This window comes from Hoeflea sp. TYP-13 (assembly GCF_040932035.1).
Classification (GTDB): domain Bacteria; phylum Pseudomonadota; class Alphaproteobacteria; order Rhizobiales; family Rhizobiaceae; genus Hoeflea_A.
This window is the reverse complement of record NZ_JBFRBB010000001.1, coordinates 1-19233: the sequence shown is the minus strand read 5'-3', so window position 1 is coordinate 19233 and position 19233 is coordinate 1. Positions and strand designations below refer to the sequence as shown.

General features: G+C 58.2%; 15 protein-coding genes and 1 tRNA gene. 6 read left to right on the top strand and 10 right to left on the bottom strand.

Annotated elements, in window-relative coordinates:
- Positions 1-68: 68 nt before the first annotated feature.
- Together ABVT35_RS00080 and ABVT35_RS00075 are read left to right on the top strand one after the other, a co-directional pair.
- On the top strand, positions 69-1175 hold the full coding sequence (locus ABVT35_RS00080) for a twin-arginine translocation pathway signal protein (RefSeq protein ID WP_368463952.1): 1107 nt from the start codon (positions 69-71) through the stop codon (positions 1173-1175).
- Positions 1168-1629, top strand: a complete 462-nt coding sequence (locus ABVT35_RS00075) for a MarR family winged helix-turn-helix transcriptional regulator (protein WP_368463950.1) — start codon at positions 1168-1170, stop codon at positions 1627-1629. Before ABVT35_RS00080 ends, ABVT35_RS00075 begins: the two co-directional genes overlap by 8 nt.
- A gap of 150 nt (positions 1630-1779) precedes the next feature.
- Here the strand turns inward: ABVT35_RS00075 and ABVT35_RS00070 are convergent, their stop codons facing one another.
- The gene (locus ABVT35_RS00070) at positions 1780-5874 is read right to left on the bottom strand and encodes a peptidoglycan-binding protein (RefSeq protein WP_368463949.1); all 4095 of its coding nucleotides are present in this window, start codon (positions 5872-5874) and stop codon (positions 1780-1782) included.
- Positions 5875-6360: 486 nt separating this feature from the next.
- On the bottom strand, positions 6361-6816 hold the full coding sequence (locus ABVT35_RS00065) for an SRPBCC family protein (protein ID WP_368463947.1): 456 nt from the start codon (positions 6814-6816) through the stop codon (positions 6361-6363).
- Positions 6817-6929: 113 nt separating this feature from the next.
- Between ABVT35_RS00065 and ABVT35_RS00060 the strand changes: the two genes are divergently transcribed.
- Entirely contained in the window at positions 6930-7622 is a 693-nt protein-coding gene (locus tag ABVT35_RS00060; protein ID WP_368463945.1) for a helix-turn-helix transcriptional regulator, read from the top strand.
- 137 nt (positions 7623-7759) lie between these two features.
- Here the strand turns inward: ABVT35_RS00060 and phoB are convergent, their stop codons facing one another.
- From phoB to ABVT35_RS00025, 7 genes are all read right to left on the bottom strand, one after another.
- Positions 7760-8443, bottom strand: a complete 684-nt coding sequence (gene phoB / locus ABVT35_RS00055) for a phosphate regulon transcriptional regulator PhoB (protein ID WP_368466231.1) — start codon at positions 8441-8443, stop codon at positions 7760-7762.
- A 45-nt stretch (positions 8444-8488) separates the two neighbouring features.
- Positions 8489-9226 carry a phosphate signaling complex protein PhoU gene (gene phoU, locus ABVT35_RS00050; RefSeq protein WP_368463943.1) on the bottom strand — a complete coding sequence of 246 codons (738 nt, stop codon included), beginning with the start codon at positions 9224-9226 and terminating at the stop codon, positions 8489-8491.
- A 22-nt stretch (positions 9227-9248) separates the two neighbouring features.
- Complete coding sequence (gene pstB, locus ABVT35_RS00045) at positions 9249-10067, bottom strand: phosphate ABC transporter ATP-binding protein PstB (RefSeq protein WP_368463942.1); 819 nt, start codon at positions 10065-10067, stop codon at positions 9249-9251.
- An 86-nt stretch (positions 10068-10153) separates the two neighbouring features.
- On the bottom strand, positions 10154-11437 hold the full coding sequence (pstA, locus tag ABVT35_RS00040) for a phosphate ABC transporter permease PstA (protein ID WP_368463941.1): 1284 nt from the start codon (positions 11435-11437) through the stop codon (positions 10154-10156).
- Positions 11437-12807 carry a phosphate ABC transporter permease subunit PstC gene (pstC, locus tag ABVT35_RS00035; protein WP_368463939.1) on the bottom strand — a complete coding sequence of 457 codons (1371 nt, stop codon included), beginning with the start codon at positions 12805-12807 and terminating at the stop codon, positions 11437-11439. Before pstC ends, pstA begins: the two co-directional genes overlap by 1 nt.
- Positions 12808-12869: 62 nt before the next feature.
- On the bottom strand, positions 12870-13907 hold the full coding sequence (locus ABVT35_RS00030; protein ID WP_368463937.1) for a PstS family phosphate ABC transporter substrate-binding protein: 1038 nt from the start codon (positions 13905-13907) through the stop codon (positions 12870-12872).
- Positions 13908-14080: 173 nt separating this feature from the next.
- Complete coding sequence (locus ABVT35_RS00025; protein WP_368463935.1) at positions 14081-15343, bottom strand: ATP-binding protein; 1263 nt, start codon at positions 15341-15343, stop codon at positions 14081-14083.
- 253 nt (positions 15344-15596) lie between these two features.
- Between ABVT35_RS00025 and ppk2 the strand changes: the two genes are divergently transcribed.
- Positions 15597-16430 carry a polyphosphate kinase 2 gene (gene ppk2, locus ABVT35_RS00020; protein ID WP_368466230.1) on the top strand — a complete coding sequence of 278 codons (834 nt, stop codon included), beginning with the start codon at positions 15597-15599 and terminating at the stop codon, positions 16428-16430.
- Positions 16431-16441: 11 nt separating this feature from the next.
- Here ppk2 and ABVT35_RS00015 read toward each other — a convergent pair whose 3' ends face one another.
- The gene (locus ABVT35_RS00015; RefSeq protein WP_368463933.1) at positions 16442-17635 is read right to left on the bottom strand and encodes a hypothetical protein; all 1194 of its coding nucleotides are present in this window, start codon (positions 17633-17635) and stop codon (positions 16442-16444) included.
- Between the two features lie 299 nt (positions 17636-17934).
- Here ABVT35_RS00015 and ABVT35_RS00010 point away from each other — a divergent pair, with 299 nt between their 5' ends.
- Both ABVT35_RS00010 and ABVT35_RS00005 read left to right on the top strand, forming a co-directional pair.
- Positions 17935-18906: an NAD(P)H-dependent flavin oxidoreductase gene (locus tag ABVT35_RS00010; RefSeq protein WP_368463931.1), complete on the top strand. Its 972-nt coding sequence runs from the start codon at positions 17935-17937 to the stop codon at positions 18904-18906.
- Between the two features lie 130 nt (positions 18907-19036).
- Positions 19037-19112 (top strand) — tRNA-Thr (locus ABVT35_RS00005).
- Positions 19113-19233: the final 121 nt, after the last annotated feature.

Below are 19233 nucleotides of genomic sequence, written 5' to 3'. Positions count from 1 at the left end.
AGCCGAGGGGTTGATTATAGTTCGATATCGCACTATATAGTACGAATTCGAACTAAATGGAGCAAACAATGACGATCAGCAGGCGTAAAGTCCTGACCATCATCGGCGGCGGCACGATCGCTGCAGCCGGTGCCGCTTCCGGTCTATTCGCGGCGACCCGCACCCCCTCCAAGGCGCTTGCCCCCTGGGCATCGGCCGGTCTTGAAGACGAGCCGCGCCGCCGCGCCCTTTCCTATGCCATCCTTGCGCCCAATCCGCACAACCGGCAGCCCTGGCTGGTCGATCTGGGTGCGGCCGACACCGTCACGCTTTACCGTGACAAGGCGCGCGACCTGCCGGAAACAGACCCCTATGCGCGCCAGCTCACCATCGGGCTGGGCTGCTTTATCGAGCTGATGACGATTGCCGCTTCGCAGACCGGGCACGAAATCGACTACGATTTCTTCCCGGAAGGCGAGGACGGACCGGTTGCCGTTGCACGGTTCCGCGAGGGCGCCAAGGCCGACCCGCTGTTCGCCCATATCCTTGATCGCCGCTCAAGCAAGGAGCCCTTTACCGCCCAGGAAGTGCCGGCAAACATGGTTGCAGAGCTGGAACCGCTTGCGGATATCCGCACCAGGCCGGACGATGTGGCGAAAATCCGCGACCTGACCTGGCTGGCCTGGCAGACCGAATCCTTCACGCCCCGCACAATGAAGGAAAGCGTCGACCTGATGCGGTTCGGCAAAGCCGAGATAAACGCCAACCCGGACGGTATCGATCTGGGCGGCCCCTTTCTGGAGGCGCTGATGCTTGCGGGCGTGCTCAGCCGCGAGGCGCAGAATGATCCGAATTCGACCGGCTTCAAGGAAGGCGTGAGGATCTACAAGGAAATGCTGAACGCAACGCCTGCCTATGCGGTGATAACCACCGAAGGCAACACCCGCCTCAACCAGATCGAGGCCGGGCGCCGCTGGCTGCGTCTGAACCTGACGACGACCGCGCTCGGCCTGTCATTGCACCCGGTCAGCCAGGCGCTGCAGGAATTCGAGGAAATGGCTCCTCACTACGAAAAGGCGCATGCCATGCTTGCGGAACCCGGCCATACCGTGCAAATGCTTGGCAGGCTCGGGTTCGGACCGAAGGTCGGCCGATCGCCGCGATGGCCGCTGGAGACACGCATCGTCAATGGATAGCAAGACACTTGCACTCTATTTCACGCTGTTCAACGAGATCGGCATCATCGAACAGCTCAGCCGCGCCCTGTTTGAATCGAAGCTGCCGACCGGTTTCCTGATCTCGCACTTTTCCGTCCTGAACCATCTCATCCGGGTTCAGGACGGGCGCACGCCGCTGGAACTAGCGAACGCCTTTCAGGTGCCTAAAACGACCATGACGCACACATTGTCGGTGCTTGAAAAACACACCCTTGTGGAGATGCGCCCGAACCCCGACGACGGGCGAAGCAAATGCGTGTGGCTGACGCCCGCCGGCCGCAAGTTCCGCGATGGCGCGATTGAGAACATGAGCCCGGACATGGCGGTTCTTGCAGAAAAATACCCGCCCGAATTCATCGAAGGCATCATTCCGAAGCTGGCCGAAATCCGGCAGTTCATGGATGCGAAGCGCGATGAGCCGTCGAAGCGCTGAGCGGGCGGTTTTGAGGTGAATTGTCATTCGTTGCAGAAAGAACCAACGTCGACTATGCGGACGCCCAATACTTGCAAGCAAGTGTCCGTCATGATCGGCGCACGGCATCCACATTGTGCCTTTGAACGGCGTATGGGCTAGACGATGGGTTCAAAGCTTCAGGTCCAGCTTGACCGCCTCGCCCCCCGGCTTGGTGTAGCTTTCGCCTTCTTTGACTTTTTGCACGCTTGTACGGAACTGCTCGGCGTAAATGCGTTGGTCGAAAACGCGCACTTCCAGGGCCAGAAAATACTGACCGGGTTTCAGCTGAAGTGACTTGTCCACATTTGCAATAATACCGGGAGGACAGTCGCCGTTATCCTCGACGTCCATGTCGTCTTTGTAAAAACCCATGCTTGGAACGACTCCCGGACGCGGAGCCGGAAAGGAATCAGCCCCTTGCGCGCCTTCAGCAGGATTGCGCCACAGGTCTAAAGTGCCGCTCGAATTCCAAAATGCGACACAGTCACCGGAACCGGATTTCTCGCCGAGTTGCCAAATCATTCTGTATTTGTCTGCGTCATCGGGTTTGCCATATTTCTTGACCAGCAGGCTGTATATGTCCGCCGGCAGGACCGTTCCTTCGGGAAACGCGACGCGACGGAGAATTCCCATAACGGTTCCGGGGGCCGCCGGTGGCTCGTCAAAAATGACAATCATGTCGGTACTGTCTTCCGACTCGTACAACATCCCGCTTGTATACGGCTTCAAATCTCCCGTGGCGGTCGCCGGCTGCCAGGCGCGATCGGCCCGGTAAACTTGTCCGACGTCCATATGCTCGCGAATGATCTTCTCGGCGTCTTCGAAACTCATGCCGAGCCTGAGACCGACCACGTCTGGTCCGAAGGGTTCCTTCGGTGGCGGACTGAACGCTGGCACAGCCTCTTTCATCAAGCTCTCATCCGGTTGCTGCGGCACTTGGGTGTCAAGCAGTGCAATCGTCGTAAGCGAGGCATCGCCTCCGCGCTTGATGTGGTTCACCTTGACCAGACGCGCCTCTTGCACATCGCCACGGATAATGAAAATCGGTTGCTTGAGCCTGGTGTCCGGATCGATATCGAACCGTACCTTCAATCGCGGCTTCTTGTCGGAAACAAATGCATTAAAACGCCGGATGATCTCGTGATCGGTGGTTATCGGCAATGTATCGCTGATGTCGACGCCGGTGATGCGAAGATCAATTTCGATTGCCTTGGTGCCGAACGCTTTGAGCTCCTCGACCTTGTCGTCAGCGATTGTGATCTCTTTGTCCAGCAACAGGACATCGTTGAGGTTATTGGGCTGCCCCGCCAGATCTCCTTTCAACACCGCCTTTTTCATCAGGCTACAGTATTCGTCAGTGCCGTGAACGGCCTCATGGCAATCTACTCTGGGTCCGACCCCCTTATCGCCACGATAAATGTCATTCATCTCGTCCTGCGCCTGCGCAGTCAGCCAACCGGAAAGGCTGCCGCCGAAATAAATATTGCGAGAGGGGATTGTAAGGCCCTGGGCCAGATAGTCACACGCATTTCCAAGTGTCAGCGCAAGAATACTGTCGTCGTCCCTGGAGTAAGCCTTACATGAACTGACATCGCTATCGTCGATCTCCTCCAGATAGACGCCATGCCCGCCAAGATACTGGATTGGTCCGGCTTTGTTGGCGTTGTAAGTGGAAAATACCGCCGTCACCATGTCGGGCATCGCTGCGGCGCGGGCAACGGTCCAGTTTTTGAACCCTTGCATCAGGTCCCGTTGTGACTCCTCGTTGGGCTTTGGTGACTGCTCCTCGAAGAAACGACCCCATTCGGGTTCCCGTGCTTGTCCGTTGAAACTCTGTTCGTAGTGCCATCGCACCAGCAGCATGCGCTCCTGCATGGCTTTGTCGAATGCCGAGGGCGCAAATTTTACAATCAGCAGGTCCACAGTTTCAGCCGAATAGGGCATCTTCTCAGATGGGGCAGCTATTTCCGGACCACGTGACCTTTCCGCCGGAAGCCGGTCGAATGTTTGATCGAAACTGGCGCGGCCGATGATCTGATTGCGTTGCGGGTTCGTGACAAGTGCGGATACAGGTTCAACATCCATCACCAAAAGCGGCTTATCTCCCCAACCGGCGTCAATGCGCCAACGCACAACCCGCATTTCGACCACTGTTTTCAGTTGGCTTCCATCCAACCGGACATGTGTCTCGGGCGCAATTTTATAGCTGTCGGCAGATGCGGGCAGGGACAGCCAGAGTTCGTGGTCCTTCACGGTGCCGACATCGGACAGGCTGATCTGCGTCGGGCTGGTGATCCGATCGATCGGCAACCCCAGCCATTCAGCCACTTCCGCATAATTTTTCTGCCGAGTGGTGGATAAGTCTGACGGAAATATCGGCCAGGCGTTATCGCCCTCCACGGTCTTATTAAAATAGCTGCCGCCCACACTGCTCGTTTCCAACATCATGGTTGCCGGAGGATTGGCGACACGCGCCTTTTGCCACTCGGCAAAGTTTCGTGTGAGTTCGGGCGGCGGGTGGGCTCCCCCGCTGATATCCCTGACAAGCTCATCGGGGAAAAAGAGCCCCCACGCCCTCTCGTACTCATTCAACCGGTCCGGAAAGGTTTCCAGGCGGGCTCGCGTTCGCAGCAGTTCCGCCAGTTCCTGCGCACTGCCCTCTCCCGTGCGTCGCAATATGACATTGAGTGCGTCGGCGTTTAGCCAAACCGGCCCGCTCGGGACTGGGCTGACTGTGTCGACCGACGGCACCGGCTCGATACCGAGTTGCAAAAGCGGCATCGAAAAATCATCGGCGCGATAGAGCGCGGCATCCTCAACCTCGACCTTTAGCGTGAACCGGCGAAGATTGTGCCGCCCGCCGGCAGCGACCATGTCGGTTATCCGCGCCTTGATGCCCATGGCGCCATACGGTATCGGATTGTCTGCGCTGCCCGCGTACAAATCGGCGCGAAAGTCCCGCGCTTGCACCTCCGGGATGGGAATGTCGAAGCGCAGACGGTCCGTCGGAATTGGCGCAGTGATTATGATCTCGGGATTGTAGCCAAACACCGCCTCGCCGTAACCGCCTTTGTCAAACCAGATGGATTCGCAGCCCCGGGACATTGGAAAGATCTTACGCTCGAAGTCATACTGCTTAAGGCTGATCCGACAGGGTAAGAACATCGCCATAGGCAGCTTCGGCGCATTCGCTGCGATGATTGGCGGCAGTTGTTGGCGGATAGCGGCCAGCAAAGCGCGCTTTGCAAATTCGTCAAGTTTCCGCTGGTATTGCTTTTTATCCAGATAGAGCTCCTGGCCGGCCTCGTTGAGGACGGCCGGATCGATGCCGGCGCTTTGGAGGATGCGCGCCTGTGTCGGGCCATCGACCAGACGGATAGCCGTGAATGCAAAAGCGGGTTCGTCCCAGAGATCGGGAGCGCGCGTGAAGGCCAGGCGCATCAGTGCGTAGCGCAGCGCCTCCGCGTGCTCATCGGCCGCTCTGCCGTGTATCCAGGACAATCCCCCACCGGCCGACGTTTCAACCCGGCCATTACGCATGGCGATGCCGGCAAGTCCTGTCATATCTGTCTGCACCAATTCGGCCGACTGCTGCTTGCCGCCAGTGGATTCAATTTGCGCCGGTTGCTGATCCGCTTGTGCCATGGAGGTATCTGGAGCGGTCTGCTTGACGCCGGAAATCGCTCCGGCAAAGCGTTTTCTGGACAGAACCCTGTCCTTGAGGATGCAAACGGAAACTTGAGCGTTGTACGTATAGGCCCTGCATTGTGTCTCACGCGCGCATTGAGCCGCACACTGGCCTTGCGAGATGTTCTTTAGCCGTGGATCGGTCAATCCGCTTCGATAGTCGCCGCCGGGAAAATCATATCCGTTAAACTGCGTAAACCCGTTCGGTGGCCGCTCCGTGACCTGAACTGCCTGGTCTTGCCGGTTATTCGCCGGCAGCGAGCGTAAAGCAGCCAGCAGCGCCGTGTCTGGTCTGCCGGTCGCAGTGAAGCCGGCGTCGCTCTGAAATGCTGCAATGGCTCGCCGTGTTTGTGGGCCAACCGCGCCATCCACCGGCCCGGCGGCGTAACCGCGTTCATTCAGCCTTCGCTGCACCTCTCTGATTTCGGCACGGTTCAAGCGGTTCGGCGAAACCGGAGCCGCCTTCCTATTGTCGTTGCGATTAGGCTGCGCTTCGTCATTCGACATATGCCGAAGTACTTCAACGCCCATCCTCATGAAGTCGCCGGCATCAAACTGAGCCAGCGCAGAAAATGATGTATATAAAACTGAAATTAAAAGCACGTTTACGCAAACGAGCGCGCGAAACACCACCTTTACCTCCCCAATGTTCGCTTACGGGCGTTATCGTTAATATTTTACTTCAAATCTGCCACGCTGTACAGAAACTGTTCTTTACAGCCTGATATTACAGCTAGAAACAGGCGATGCTTCGATGATCCGGAATGATTGGATCAGCCAGGGTCGAGATACAGCGCTGCCAGCCTCTCGTTGGCATCATTCCGAAACCGGTGGGATCGTGCTATTCCCGGATGCGCAGTGCGATGAGCCGTCCAGGCGCTGAACGCGGGCTGTTTGGGCGGATCGCAGAATTTCGACGCACGTGCGAACGCAAGAGATCTCGTCTGGCGCTGGCGCTTGCTGAGCGTGAGGAGATATCTGACCCTGGTGCAATGCCTTTTAAGTCGTACTTCCCGGTAGGCCTCAACTGGTATGCGCGGCCATCACTTTTTTATCCAGGCCCTTCAAATTCGCATCGATGATCTTGCCCATCATCATTTTCATCAGAGTTTGTCCCATGAGCCATCCGAGGGGACCGTATTTGACACGATAATCGAAAGTCCATGTAACTAGGGAGCCTTTGCCCGAAGTTTGGATCCAAAGGTCCGAACTGGCTTCATGCAGCGGCATGGCCGCCATGTCAGAGAGTTGCACCGTATATCCTTTGCCTGGCTGCCAAGCCGTTACTTCTTCCACCAGCGACGTGCCGTTCTTAAAATGGTTGCGGCGCTTTGACCCCAGCCCAGCTTCGCCCGATGTCAGTGCATCGACCGAAACGATCTCCGGGGCGAACTCGTCAATATGCATGAAGCGATCGAGAACGGCCCAGATGGCATCGGGGTCTGCATCAATGGTGAGGCTCCGTTCAAAGTGGATCATGGAATGCTCCTTATCATCGGCGCTGGTGTAGCGCGATCCTGTTGGTTCTGAACCCTTAATAATTATGTCCTCCTCTCACCGTTATGATAGGAGTGTGAGAGGAGAGGTTAAAAATGCGTCGCACCGAACGCCTGTTTCAGATTATCCAGATATTGCGATCAAACCGGTCGCCGATCACAGGACGGGAGCTCGCCGATGAATTGGAAATCTCAATCAGCACCCTTTACCGCGACATGGCGGAACTTCATGCGCAACGTATCCCGATCACCGGAGAAGCGGGCGTGGGCTATGTTCTCGACGACGGTTACGACATGCCTCCATTGATGCTGACGGCGGATGAGTTGGAAGCTGCGGCTCTGGGCGCTGCGTGGGTGGCTTCTGAGGCCGACCCTTCATTGGCACGTGCAGCGCGGGACCTGGTGTCAAAACTGTCCGAAGCGATTCCGAAAGAACTGCGCCCGATCGTATTGGACGCGAGCTCGAAGGCCATTCAAACAAGATCAACGGTCGCCGAGCGCTTTGACGGCGCGCTCTTGCGCCACGCCATCCGCGAGCGCTATCGGCTTCAACTGACGTACGCGGATCGGGACAGGAGCGTGACCGACCGGATCGTCTGGCCCCTGCTCATAGCCTATCTGGATCGAACCCGGTATCTCATCGGATGGTGCGAGACGCGCCAGGACTACCGGCATTTCAAGACCGACCGCGTGCGAGAACTAAAGGTGCTCGGCGAAAAGTACCCGGGGCGTCGGGCGGCTTTGATCAAAGGCTGGGAGGAGGCGACAGCAAGGCGGATGCCAAGCTGACGTTAGACCACACTACAGCATTCGGCGAATTTGGCCCGGAGCTGACCTTGGTTGCGGGCCCTCAAAAGCCGCTAACAACTACGCTCACTCACCGCCGCGCTCGAAGCGTTCGCGCCGGTGAGTGAAGCAGAAACGCTCTAGTTTTCCAGCGAATAACCGGCACCGCGGACGGTGCGGATGACATCAGGCATTTTTGCAAGGTTCAGCGCCTTGCGCAGCCGGCCGACGTGAACGTCAACCGTGCGTTCATCCACGTAGATGTCGTGCCCCCATACGCCGTCGAGAAGCTGCGAGCGCGAAAACACGCGCGTCGGGGATGTCATGAAGAATTCCAGCAGGCGGAATTCGGTCGGGCCGAGCTTGATCTCGCGGCCGCGGCGATAGACGCGGTGGGTCTCGCGGTCGAGTTCGATATCGCCGCTCTTCAGCAATGTCGAAATGGATTCCGGCTTGACGCGGCGCAGGAGCGCCCGCACGCGCGCCATGAGTTCAGGGGTCGAAAACGGCTTGACGACGTAGTCGTCGGCTCCCGTTGAAAGTCCCCTCACCCGCTCGCTTTCCTCGCCGCGCGCCGTCAGCAGAATGATCGGCAACCTTTCGGTCTCGGGCCGCACCCGCAGGCGCCGGCACAGTTCGATGCCGGACAGGCCCGGCAGCATCCAGTCGAGAATCAGGAGATCCGGTACCCGTTCCTGCAGTCTGATTTCGGCCTCGTCGCCGCGTAATATCGTGTCGACCTCATAACCCTCCGCCTCAAGGTTGTAGCGCAGGAGAACGCTCAGCGCCTCCTCGTCCTCAACAACGGTTATATGCGGTGCCATGCCCATTTGAATTCTCCGGTGGCGGCCAGCTTACAGGCGGTCACTTCAGTCTTCTTCAACACCCACGGTCGCGGTCTCGTCGTCTTTGGGACGCTCGCTGCTGAGTTGCGATCCGGTTGCCATGTAGTAGACCGTTTCGGCGATATTGGTTGCATGATCGCCTATGCGCTCGATGTTCTTGGCGCAAAACAGCAGGTGGGTACAGGCGGTTATATTGCGCGGATCTTCCATCATATAGGTCAGAAGCTCGCGAAACAGCGATGTATAGATAGCATCGATCTCGTCATCGCGGTCACGGACGGAATTGGCAAGTCCTGCAGAGCGGGACGAATAGGCGTCGAGCACTTCCTTAAGCTGCGTCAGCGCCAGTTCGGCAAGATGCTCAAGGCCGCGGACCAGCTTTTTGGGCTGGCCCATGCCCTGCACCGCAATCACCCGCTTGGCAATGTTCTTGGCCATGTCTCCAACGCGCTCGAGATCGGCGGCTATGCGGATCGAGCCGATAATGTCGCGAAGGTCTGAGGCCATGGGCTGGCGCTTGGCAATGATAAGCACAGCCTTTTCGCCGATCTGCCTTTCCGCCTCATCGAGGATCAGGTCATCGGAAATGACCTTCTGCGACAGCGCGGTATCGGAATTCACCAGCGATGCAACCGATTCCTCGACCATGCGTTCGGCAAGGCCGCCCATTTCGGCAATACGGCGGACCAGGAACTGAAGCTCCTCGTCATAGGAGGTGACCGTGTGCGCTGCGAGTTGTCCGGAGTTGTTTTCGTCTATCATGATCGTATCTGTCCAATCAGGCTCAGCCGAAACGGCCGGTGATGTAATCCTGGGTTCGCTGGTCGTCCGGATTGGTGAACATCTTGTCGGTATCGCCTTCCTCGACCAGATTGCCGAGATGGAACATGGCCGTGCGCTGTGAGACACGTGCAGCCTGCTGCATCGAATGGGTGACGATGACAATGGTGAAGTTCTCGCGCAGCTCGTCGATCAGCTCTTCGACCTTGGCCGTCGCAATCGGGTCGAGCGCGGAGCACGGCTCGTCCATCAGGATCACCTCGGGGCTGATGGCGATGGCTCTTGCAATGCACAGACGCTGCTGTTGTCCGCCCGACAGCCCGGTGCCGGGCGTGTGAAGACGATCCTTGACCTCGTCGAAGAGGCCAGCCCGGCGCAGGCTGCTTTCGACGATCGCGTCATAGTCGGCCTTGCTGCTCGCCAGGCCGTGAATACGAGGGCCGTAAGCGATGTTTTCATAGATGGATTTGGGGAACGGGTTTGGCTTTTGAAACACCATCCCGACGCTGGCGCGCAGTTCGACGACGTCAACGGACGGATCGTAAATGTCTGCGCCGTCGAGTGTGATGTTTCCCTCAACCCTGCAGGTGTCGATCGTGTCATTCATCCGGTTGAGACAGCGCAAAAACGTGGATTTGCCGCATCCGGACGGGCCTATCAGTGCGGTCACCTGGTTCTCGCGTATATCCAGATCGACATCAAAAAGCGCCTGCGAGCCTCCGTAAAAAACGCTGACCCCACGGCCCTGCATCTTGATCGGCGGCTGCACCGCAACCTTGACCTCAACTGCTTGTTCCAGTGCAGCGTCAGACATCATGTTCATCCTTCAACACCCCATTCCACCGGTTTTGCATCCCAAGGCGGATACATGCAACCGCAGAAACCAACACAGGCCGGTCGATCGCGCCGCTACCAGCGGCGCTCGAACCGGTTTCTCAAAAATACCGCCAGACCGTTCATGATCACGAGGAAGCCCAGCAAAACTAAAATTGCGGCTGATGTGCGCGAAACAAAGCCACGCTCCGGGCTGTCGGCCCAGATGTAGATCTGTGTCGGCAGCGCCGTCGAGGCGGAAAACACGCCTTCCGGCGCGCTTGTTATGAACGCGTTCATGCCGATAAGGAGTAGCGGCGCCGTTTCTCCAAGCGCCTGCGCCAACCCGATGATCGTGCCGGTCAGGATCGTCGGCATCGACAGCGGCAGCATGTGATGCATGATCGCCTCATGGCGGGATGCGCCAAGTCCGAGCGCCGCTTCCCTGATTGCCGAAGGCACGGATCTTAACGCAGCGCGGGTCACGATAATCATGGTCGGAAGCGTCATCAGCGACAGCACCATGCCACCCACCAGAGGCGCGGAGCGCGGCAATCCGAACCAGCCGAGGAACACGGCAAGGCCAAGAAGGCCGAACACGACTGAAGGAACCGCCGCCAGATTGTTGATATTGATCTCGATGAGATCGGTCAGCCGGTTCTTCGGCGCGAATTCCTCAAGGTAGACGGCAGCGGCGATGCCGACCGGGAAACTGATCAGGAAGCACACAAGCAGGACCCAGAACGAGCCCGAAATTGCGCCTGCGAGACCCGCAAGCTCCGGAAATCGTGAATCGGAATTGAGGATCAGGCCGAAATTGAAGGGCTTCGAAACCAGGCCTTCGGCCTGCAGCTTGTCGAACCACTCAATCTGTTTGTTCTTCACCCGGCGGCGGTCTTCCGGAACGTCACGGGAAATCTGTCCCTTGGCGAACTGGTCGAGCGGGTCGGCAAACGGCAGTTCAAAATCGAATTTCCTGTCAACGAGTTCCGGATTGCGGATGACGTAGTCGCGCACCAGGAAAGGCGCGGACGATGTGAACATGCCGTAATAGGAACGCAGGTCCGAGCGCGGGATGCCGGGCTCCAGATCACGCAGAGACCCGCGCACGATCTTGCGCCAGCTCGCATCCATGATGTCGTCGGGCGCAATATCGGCGGTTGTCAGGTCGATCGTCACCCGCACCTTTGTCTGAACGAAGGCTGAGGCGCCGCTGTAAAGCAGCGAGGAGACCAGCACGGCCAGAAACCCGATAGCAAAAATGATTGCCGCCAGCCCGTAACGCTTCAGGCGGCGGTCGGCGGCGTATCGCTTGCGGCGGCGGGCAGCCATTTCGGGAGAATTCCATACGGGACGAACAATGGTTCCGCCATCCGACATCAGTACGCCTCCCGGTACTTGCGCACGACACGCAAGGCAATCAGGTTCAAAAACAGGGTGATGATGAAGAGCATCAGACCGAGGGCGAATGCCGCAAGGGTCTTCGGATTATCGAACTCGGTATCACCAATCAGCAATGTCACGATCTGAACCGTCACGGTCGTTACCGATTCAAGCGGGTTGGCGGTCATTTTTGCGATGAGTCCGGCCGCCATCACCACGATCATCGTTTCGCCGATGGCGCGGCTGAGCGCCAGCAGCACGCCGCCGACGATCCCCGGCAGTGCGGCAGGAAGCAACACGCGCCGGATGGTCTCGCCCTTTGTTGCGCCGATCGCCAGCGAACCGTCGCGAATGGCCTGGGGAACGGCGGCAAATGCATCGTCGGAAAGCGAAGAAATAAACGGGATCAGCATGATCCCCATGACACCACCGGCGGCCATTGCGCTGTTGGGCGCAACGTCGAGGCCGATGGCCATTCCCAACTGCCGCAATGCGGGCGCCACCGTCAGAACGGCGAAAAAGCCGTAGACGACCGTCGGAATGCCGGCGAGGATCTCCAGCATCGGCTTGACGATCGAACGAAACCTTGGCGAGGCGTATTCAGCCAGGTAAATCGCGGAAAGAATGCCCACAGGGACCGCGACCGCCATTGCAAGAGCGGCGACGAGGATCGTGCCGACAAAGACCGGTATCGCACCAAAGGCGCCGGCGCCGGCAACCTGGTCCTCGCGAAGCGGGATCTGCGGCTCCCAGCGAAGGCCAAACAGAAAATCGCTGATCGGTATGCGCTGGAAGAACTGAACTGCCTCGTAAACAAGGGAAGCGACAATGCCCAGCGTCGTCAGGATGGCGATCGTCGAGGCGAACATCATGAAGATGGTCACCGACAACTCGAAACTGTGGCGGGCGTAGAATCTTCTGGATACGGACGTGATGGCAATCGCCGCGCCGGCAAGTGCGATGACGACCACGCAGGCTGCGAGCAGAGTGTTTGCCGTTGCCTTCAGTGACTTCAATTGGTCGACCGCGGCGACAACTTCCGGTGTCGGCTCGCGGAAAATATTGCCGACGGCAACCTGTCTAATTTCGCTGATGAGCAGGTTGCGCTCCGGTCCGGTCAGCGCATCGGCACCGGGATAGGCGCTAAGCACGAGGAGATCGACGACGGAGCTTTCAAACAACAACCACAACAGCACGAAGACGAATGCGGGAATGGCGGTATAAACCAGGGCGTTGAGGCCATGATAGATGGGGCGGGAATGTAGGCTTCCGGCATCGTCGCCGGAAATTCTGACGGCTTTTCGCGACGCGATAAAATAGGCGATCAGCGCTGCCAAAAACAGAAACAGAAATAAATACGAAACCATTTCGTCCCCTACCCCGATATCAAATTGCCCCGGCCCTGCGGTCGGGGCAATTGCAGATTTGCCTACATGGACAGTTTCGATGCGTTGAGGACGTCCGACTGGGTTTTCGCACGCGCCTCGTCATCCAGCGGGGTCAACCCGCGCTCCGCAAGGTAACCGTCCGGGCCGAGAGCGTCTTCGGACATATATTCCTCGATGAATTCCTTCATGCCCGGAATGACTTCGCGGTGGGCGTTCTTGACGTAGAAGAAGAGCGGGCGCGAGACCGGGTATGATCCATCGGCGATGGTGTCGAAATCCGGTGCGACGCCGTTGATCTTCACGCCCTTGAGCTTGTCTGCATTCTCGTAGAGAAACGAATAACCGAAGATGCCGATTGCGTTCGTATCGGCTTCAAGGCGCTGGACGATGAGGTTGTCGTTTTCACCGGCTTCAATAAACGGGCCGTCCTGGCGCATGCGCCCGCATTTTTCCTTCCAAAGACCCTTGTCGGCCTTTTTCAGGTCCTTCATGCCAGGAAGCGCATTACAGCCGTCATGCATCGCCAGTTCGACAAAAGCGTCGCGCGTACCGGAGGTCGGCGGAGGACCGAAAGCGACGATGGCAGCATCGGGAAGGGAGGGATCGATATCCGACCACTTCTGGTGCGGGTTGGCGACAAAACCGCCCTTGCCGTCCGGAAGCTCGGCGGCGAGCGCCTTGAAAATCTGCTCTTCGGTCAGGTCCCAGTCGGCATCGTTGCTGCGGGAAATGGCGATGGATAGACCATCATAGCCGATGAGCGCCTCGGTGATGTCGGTGACGCCATTGTCGGCGCAGAGTTTTTTTTCCGAATCCTTGATGGCGCGTGAGGCGCCGGTAATGTCTGCATGGTTCGGCCCGATACCGCCGCAAAACACCTTGAAACCGCCGCCGGTTCCGGTCGATTCGACCACCGGCGCAGCGCCGCCGGTCCGGTTGGCAAATTCTTCCGACACGGCCTGCGTATACGGAAAGACCGTCGAGGAGCCGACAATCTTGATCTGATCGCGTGCGGTGGCAGCGCCGGTGACAGTTGCCGATGCCACCAATGCAGCGGCGGTGATTTTAAGCGTTTTCATAAATCTCTCCCGTCAATAGGGTCTGTTTGATGCGCCCGTAATGACGCAGCCGGTAGATCACCTGGCGCCCGACTTCTACCAGTCGGCACAACGCAGTTTTATGACGGTTGAATTACAAGATTGTGACAGGTTAACTGTTTGTTTTTATAGAGCAAATATTATCCGCGTGTAAATTACCGGTCCGGGCGGGAAAATCTGACACAAAACTCCGACCCTTCGCCCACCGTGGAATGGACAATCAGCCTGGCGCGGTGGCGCGTGAGGATATGCTTGACGATGGCAAGACCGAGACCGGTTCCCTTCTTCGAGCGGCTGGCTTCAACGCTGACGCGGTAAAAGCGCTCAGTCAAACGCGGCACGTGTTCTCGCGGTATGCCGGGGCCGTAATCCTTCACGGTGACCTCGGCCGGATCGCCGGTTTCGGTTTCCGCATTCACGGTCACATCCACCCGTTTGCCGCTTTGCCCGTATTTGCAGGCGTTCTCGATCAGATTCTCGAAGACCTGGATGAGTTCGTCACGCTCGCCCTGAACAATCACAGGAACCTTCGGCATATGGAGACGGACCGTCACACCGAGATCTTCGGCAAGCGGCTTGAGCGTATCGCCGATATGCTGGATCAACGGCACCAGATCGACATCATCGGTCGGCACCATGTGGGCTTTCAATTCCAGCCGCGACAGCGACAAGAGATCGTCGACCAGCCTCGTCATGCGGCCGGCCTGCTCGAACATGATGCCGAGGAAACGCTCGCGTGCCTCCGGATCGTCCCTTGCCGGCCCGCGAATTGTCTCGATGAATCCGGAAAGCGAAGCCAGCGGCGTGCGCAATTCGTGGCTGGCATTGGCAATGAAGTCGGAGCGCATGCGATCCATGCGCCGCGATTCGCTCTGATCGCGAAATGTGAGCATGTAGAGTTCGCTGCCGCCCTTCATTTCGGCCAATCCTGTCATCGGAGCGATGCGAACCCTGTACCACCGCTCGGACGGAACTTTTTCGATGTGTTCAATCGAATAGGTGCGCCCGTTGGCCATCGCCTCCTTGACCATGTCCAAAATGGCCGGGGAGCGCAGGCGCGATGAAAGATGCGCACCGGAAGCCATCGGGCCAAACTGTTCGACAGCCGCCTGGTTCTGGTATTTCAGCACACTTCCGGGAGCCAGGATGAAGGCCGGATCGTCAAGCGCCTCGCAGGTTGAAAACACGATCGCCTCAAGAGGCGCCCGGCGCTCCCTGCCCAGCCGGCGCTCGCGTTTGCGAACTGCCCCTGAACGGGCCGGAAGGCTGGCTGCAGCAATAACCGCTATCAGCCCGAGCAGGATTTGCCACTGCGCGACAAGGCGAGACAGCGACAAAACTAGCGCAAGCACGACGGCAACCGCCAGAATGTAGCGGGCGTCGTATAGTCGCTGAACGATCCTCCGGATGAATTGCATGTTCGTTGGCTTGTCCCCGTATGCTGCACTGCGGCGCAATCTATCACCCGACGGCCACAAAAGTGCAATCCCCGCCCGATATTGCGGGCTGTACACCCGCCGGATGTCAAATCGATGAATGGTTTCAACGGAAATTGACGTTGCGGAAAGGGCGGCGATTGCTGCTATGGTAGCTGGCTGGGATAAACACGCGGAGCGTAAGTTGAGCAAGAACAATACCGACAGGACCGTAGAGCTGGTCATAGGCGGAAAAATGCGCGCCTTTGACATAGACGATCCAAAGCTTCCCGACTGGGTCGAGGATGAAGCGTTCAGCTCCGAAAACTACCCTTACAAAAAGAAACTTGACCGCGACGACTACGAAGAGCAGATCGAGGCGCTGCAGATTGAACTGGTAAAGGTGCAATCCTGGCTGCAGGCCAGCGGTGAACGCGTGATTGCTGTTTTCGAAGGCCGCGATGCGGCGGGCAAGGGCGGCTCTATCGGGGCGACCAGGGCCTATATGAACCCGCGGACCGCGCGCATCGTCGCGCTACCGAAACCAACGGATAAAGAACGCGGCCAATGGTATTACCAACGCTATGTGGATCACTTTCCCACATCCGGCGAAATGGTCCTGTTCGACCGCTCCTGGTACAACCGCGCCGGTGTCGAGCCGGTCATGGGATTTTGCACCGAAGACCAGCATGAACTTTTTCTGAAAGAGACACCCTACTTTGAGCATATGGCGGTGCGCGAGGGCATACACCTGTTCAAATTCTGGCTCAATATCGGTCGCGAGATGCAGCTCAAGCGCTTTCACGACCGGCGCCACAATCCGCGGAAGGTCTGGAAATTATCGCCGATGGACCTCGCCAGCCTCAACAAATGGGGCGATTACACGCAAAAGCGCAACATGATGCTTGAGCATACCCACAGCGATCACGCGCCCTGGACCGTGATACGCGCCAATGACAAGCGGCGCGCGCGGATCAACCTCATAAGGCACATGCTGACGACGCTCGACTATGACGGCAAGGACACTGACGCCATTGGCGTGATCGACAAGAAGATCCTCGGTTTCGGCCCTGGCTTCGTCGGCGACTGATCGGATCCCTGCTATTGCGCGCGAACGCGGATGGCATAGACATCGACGCCGTGTCCGGTGCCGGTCACATCACTGTTGAGCGCGATGTAGCCCGCCTCTCCGTTGGCAGCCGTGCCCGACAGATCGAGACTGAATACGACATCGCCGATTTCATAGGTCACGTCGAAGCGGTGACGCCCGCAATTCTCCTGTGCAGGGAGCATGCATTTGACATAGATCTGCGTTGGTGTATCGGTGCTGGCCCGAAGCGTCATCGCGACCAGCGACTTGCGACCGGCAAGCTCACGTAAAACCGCTGGCGCCAGTTCGAACAACACTTCACTTTCGCTGCCCGGATCAGGCGAGACAACCTGCAATGCCGGTCGGCCGTTGCTGTCGACCAACGCGGCCTTTGCACCACCGCGCCGCGCCACGCGGGACAGATCGTCGGGTGTGAAGACGTTGATCCAGTCTCCCGAAAAGGCGCCGTCTGCGACCGGATTACCGGCAAAATCGCCGCCATCCACCGTGGCGGGCGGATTGGGGATACTGGTGTCACGCTGTTCGGAACTCAAGAATATGCCGCTGTAAACCGCCCACAGGACACCAATACCGATAAAGGCTATTGCCAGTGAAAAGACCAATATGAGCGAAAAAACGGGCCTGCGCCGCTTTTTCTCCCTCTTGGCTCGCTTACCTTTTCGAACCTCTTCGCCAAGCAGTGCCGGATCGACCTTTTTCTTTTTCTGACCGCGCCGCAGGAAACCGCGCCTGCCGGCTTCCGGGCGAGCCTCGGCGGGTGCGACCCGCTCGGCCCTCAAATCGCCGGCTGCGGGCGCGGGTGCGGGTCCGGCTTCGGGGTCAGGGTCAGGGTCGGTCCATTGAACCCTTTCGCTTTGCGGACGCGGAGCGGGCTGTTCTTCCGGCTCGACGCGCCCGGGTGGCGGAGCCGGTTCCGGTTCGGCCGCCGGATCCGGGTCTTGCGGCGCAGGCCTCAACTGCTTGCGTACTTGCGCAAGTTCCCGGTATTCAACCTCGATGTCCTTGATCAGTTCTTCAAGCTGGCGGTTCTGGGCCGACGCGGTATCGCTTCCCCAGACACCCTGTTTTGCCTGACTGTTTGTGAGGGCGTCACGGGCCGACTGGTAGATCCGTTCCCGCAGCTTCGGATTGGCGTCATCAATCTTTTGCAGCGCCTTGCGGATTGCCGTCTCAAATGCCTTCACACGCAACTCCCATCGACCGTTCCGTCCTGCGCACCGGGCCAAATCATCCCCGGCAGGCACGTTGCGGTGGCGGTCCTGTCCCCGATTCTCTCATAACAGTTGTGACCGTATTTACAAACCCGAAACACACGTTTCGGCAATGCGTTGAACGGGTCCGCTGCGGGATAAATGCCCCATCACCGGCGATAGACCGGGCCTCACGGCGGTCTTCGGCACCGATTAGCACTTTTCAGTTTCGCGAAGGTCTGCTAACCCGATACTTACGTTTCCGTAAACGTCAATGAACAGGATAATGCTCTATGGCGCTTCCCGCTATTTTGAAAGACAATCTTCGACTGCCGGTTATTGGCTCCCCACTCTTCATCATCTCACACCCGCCGCTTGTTCTTGAACAGTGCAAGGCCGGTATTGTCGGCTCTTTTCCAGCACTCAATGCGCGGCCGGAAGCGCAACTCGACGAATGGCTCGCCGAAATCACCGAGGAACTGGCAAACCACAATGCCCATAACCCGGGCCGTCCTGCGGCGCCCTTCGCGGTCAACCAAATCGTCCATCGCTCCAACAAGCGGCTCGAGCATGACCTGATGATGTGCGAAAAATACAAGGTGCCGGTGGTTATTTCCTCACTTGGCGCCGTACCGGAGGTCAACGAGGCCATTCACTCCTATGGCGGCATCGTGCTTCACGACATAATCAACAACCGCCACGCCAAATCGGCCATCAAGAAGGGCGCCGACGGGCTGATTGCGGTGGCTGCAGGGGCCGGCGGGCACGCCGGGCCGCTTTCGCCGTTTGCCCTGGTGCAGGAAATCCGCGAATGGTTCGACGGGCCGATTGCACTTTCCGGGGCAATCGCAAATGGCGGCGCCGTTTTGGCGGCCCAGGCAATGGGCGCCGATCTTGCCTATATCGGAACACCGTTTATCGCGACACCGGAAGCACGCGCCGTCGACGAATACAAGCAGATGATTGTCGATAGTGCCGCCGCCGATATCGTCTATTCGAATTTCTTCACCGGCATTCACGGCAATTATCTCAAACCGTCGATCGAAAGGGCCGGTATGGACCCCGACGATCTGCCGGAGGCCGATCCCACAAAGATGAATTTCGGCGAGCGCGAGACCGGCGCAAAGGCCTGGAAGGATATCTGGGGCTCCGGCCAGGGCATCGGTGCCGTCAAATCCATCCGTCCGGTGGCCGAATATGTCGATCAGCTCGAAGCCGAATACCATGAGGTGCGCAAACAGCTTCTGGAGCAAGACGCCGGTTGACGAGCGGGCGGGAATCGACGCTCACGCAAATTTTCCCGCCCCATTCAAATTTAATGGGCGCTGCGACTTGAATTGTTCGAGGATTGCAGGTAATGCGCCCTTCATCCTTCCTTTGCCGCCATGGCAATGGGCCGCTGTAGCTCAGTTGGTAGAGCACGTCATTCGTAATGATGGGGTCGGAGGTTCGAGTCCTCTCAGCGGCACCAGTTTCACTTCTGTCCGACCCGGAGACATAGGTAACAGAACGTACCTAAGACATGGGTGACAACCTCGTGCCGAACGGGTTGTCGATGGTTTGCAATGTTCTTTGCTCCAAGTCGATGTATC

Coding starts and splice junctions, on each gene's coding strand:
- ABVT35_RS00080 (WP_368463952.1), top strand. CDS start 69: ATGACGATCAGCAGGCGTAAAGTCCTGACCATCATCGGCGGCGGCACG.
- ABVT35_RS00075 (WP_368463950.1), top strand. CDS start 1,168: ATGGATAGCAAGACACTTGCACTCTATTTCACGCTGTTCAACGAGATC.
- ABVT35_RS00070 (WP_368463949.1), bottom strand. CDS start 5,874: ATGAGGATGGGCGTTGAAGTACTTCGGCATATGTCGAATGACGAAGCG.
- ABVT35_RS00065 (WP_368463947.1), bottom strand. CDS start 6,816: ATGATCCACTTTGAACGGAGCCTCACCATTGATGCAGACCCCGATGCC.
- ABVT35_RS00060 (WP_368463945.1), top strand. CDS start 6,930: ATGCGTCGCACCGAACGCCTGTTTCAGATTATCCAGATATTGCGATCA.
- phoB (WP_368466231.1), bottom strand. CDS start 8,443: ATGGCACCGCATATAACCGTTGTTGAGGACGAGGAGGCGCTGAGCGTT.
- phoU (WP_368463943.1), bottom strand. CDS start 9,226: ATGATAGACGAAAACAACTCCGGACAACTCGCAGCGCACACGGTCACC.
- pstB (WP_368463942.1), bottom strand. CDS start 10,067: ATGAACATGATGTCTGACGCTGCACTGGAACAAGCAGTTGAGGTCAAG.
- pstA (WP_368463941.1), bottom strand. CDS start 11,437: ATGTCGGATGGCGGAACCATTGTTCGTCCCGTATGGAATTCTCCCGAA.
- pstC (WP_368463939.1), bottom strand. CDS start 12,807: ATGGTTTCGTATTTATTTCTGTTTCTGTTTTTGGCAGCGCTGATCGCC.
- ABVT35_RS00030 (WP_368463937.1), bottom strand. CDS start 13,907: ATGAAAACGCTTAAAATCACCGCCGCTGCATTGGTGGCATCGGCAACT.
- ABVT35_RS00025 (WP_368463935.1), bottom strand. CDS start 15,343: ATGCAATTCATCCGGAGGATCGTTCAGCGACTATACGACGCCCGCTAC.
- ppk2 (WP_368466230.1), top strand. CDS start 15,597: ATGCGCGCCTTTGACATAGACGATCCAAAGCTTCCCGACTGGGTCGAG.
- ABVT35_RS00010 (WP_368463931.1), top strand. CDS start 17,935: ATGGCGCTTCCCGCTATTTTGAAAGACAATCTTCGACTGCCGGTTATT.